Below are 1,988 nucleotides of genomic sequence, written 5' to 3'. Positions count from 1 at the left end.
GCGGGAAGCCGTAGCCGCCGCCCGGGGGCGGAGGCGGGGGAGGGGGCGGCACGGCACCGGCCATGCGGTGACCGCAGACCTCGCACCAGTCGTCGGAACCCGACTGGTGTCCGTTCGGGCAGGTCGGCATGTCGGAGCTTCCCCCTCTTGCGGGCTTGTGGAGTGTGTTGTCCTGCGTCACTTCTTTACACGAACAGTCTTTGTCGACCGAGTCTCGAGAGTCATCTCGTCGGCCTCCTCGACCTTCGCTTTCAGTCGCACAGTACCTTCCGCCGCGTCGACGACGTCCACCACCTTCGCGAGCAGTTTCGCGGTATCGGAGTTTCCGGAGGCTCCGGCGAGCTGAACCGCACGGCCCAGTTTGGCCGTTGCTCCGTCGAAGTCTCCCGCTTTGCGCAGATCGAGCCCTTGTTGGATGACCTGTGCCAGTTCGGCCTGCCCGGTGTAGTGGGCCACTTGCGGGTTGATCGACGTGGAGGCGGCCATGTCGTCCGTCCACACGGCCCGTACGAGTCCCTGCGCGCCGAGGTTCTGGACGCTGCCGTCGGGCTCCGGAATGACCAGGGAGACGCGGGCGGCCAGCATCTCCTGGCCGAGGTTCGCGGCCGGTACCTCCACGCAGACGTGGTAGTCACGGGACTCGTCGCCCCAGGAACCGGTGGGGTAGTCCCCGGCACGCGGGCCCGCCTCGGTGCGGCGGCCGGTCAGCTCCTCGACCGTGGGGGCGACCTGCTTGACGAACTTCACCGCGGTGCCGACCGGGGTCCACAGACGCAGGGCGACGTCCGCGACCTCCTTGCCCATGGCCGTCTCCATCATCCGCGTGAAGTCGGCGGCGAGGCCGGCCGGGTCGGCGACGATGTCGGCGGTGCCGAGCATGGCGGAGGCGATGCCTGTGACTTCTTTCACTTCCCAGTCGGTGCCCACGCCCCGGGCGTCACAGGTGAACCGCCCGGCGCAGGAGTCGAGTGCCGCCTTGAGGTCTTCCGGCGACTCGTGCTCGTTGCGGCCGTCGGTGAGCAGGATGCCGTGCCGGATGGCGACGTCCGCGGTGGACAGCAGCCGGTCGGCCAGCCGGAGCCAGGTGCCGATGGCGGTGCCGCCGCCCGCGCTCAGTTTGCGCAGCGTCTGCTTGGCCTGCTCCCGGGTGGTGGCGTCGGCGACCGCGAGCCGGCCGCCGCCCGGGTAGACCTCCTTGGCGACGTGCGTGCCGCCGACCACCGCGAAGTGCACGCCGTCGCGCAGGGTGTCGATCGCGGCGGACGTCGCGTCGCGGGCGTTGCGCATCTTGGTCGGCGGGTAGTCCATCGAGCCCGAGCAGTCGACCATCACGGCCACGGCCGCGGACGGACCCTGGCCCGGCGAGTACAGGTGGGGCGCGGCGACCGCGCTCCCGATCGTGCCGCCGCCGGTCGCGGTGACCGTCACGATGGCGTTGACCTCGCGGCCGCCCTCGGGCAGGTACTCGTTCTGGTAGACGTCCACCGAGAACTGCGGCACGTTCGACTTCGAGAAATTGGCCATGCCGGATCGCGTCCCCCTCTGCGTCCCCACGGTGGTGGGGTGTCTGGCTGCCGGCGCGGGCCGCCCCCTGCGACCCGCGAGACCACCCCGCGCCCGTACCTGTACCCGCGCGGTGGCTCTCAGGCCGATCCTGCCCCCTGCGGCGGGGCCGGGAACGGCAGGAGGGCCACTGTTACGTTGTCGTGGCCCCCGCCGTCCAGGGCGTGACCGACCAGGACGCGGGCGCTGTGCAGCGGGCGCGCCGCGGCGTCGAGGGGCATGGCCTCGGCCATCTCCTCCGCCGACTCGGCGTAGTTCCACAGGCCGTCCGTGCAGACCACGACCACGCCCGGGCGGTCCGGCTTGAAGGACGCGGTGTGCGGCTCCAGTTCGTAGGCGTCGGCGCCGAGCCAGCCGGTGATCGCGTGGGCGCGCTCGTCGGCGTACGCCTCGGCCTCGCTCATCAGGCCGGCCGCGACCATCTG

At 71.4% G+C, this 1,988-nt stretch carries 1 protein-coding gene and 2 pseudogenes; all 3 read right to left on the bottom strand.

Going from position 1 to position 1,988, the window contains the following annotated elements; genetic code table 11:
* Positions 1–130: pseudogene (locus EBH09_RS38855) on the bottom strand (phosphopeptide-binding protein); the annotation flags it as partial.
* A 47-nt stretch (positions 131–177) separates the two neighbouring features.
* Positions 178–1,524, bottom strand: coding sequence for a VWA domain-containing protein (locus EBH09_RS12540; protein WP_121747042.1), 1,347 nt, complete (start codon positions 1,522–1,524; stop codon positions 178–180).
* Positions 1,525–1,643: 119 nt separating this feature from the next.
* Positions 1,644–1,988 (bottom strand): annotated as a pseudogene (locus EBH09_RS12535) (serine/threonine-protein phosphatase); the annotation flags it as partial.

The organism is Streptomyces sp. E2N166 (assembly GCF_003671715.1).
GTDB classification, from domain to species: domain Bacteria; phylum Actinomycetota; class Actinomycetes; order Streptomycetales; family Streptomycetaceae; genus Streptomyces; species Streptomyces thinghirensis.
Note: the sequence above shows the minus strand (reverse complement) of the source record. Positions and strands in the feature narration are given on the sequence as shown.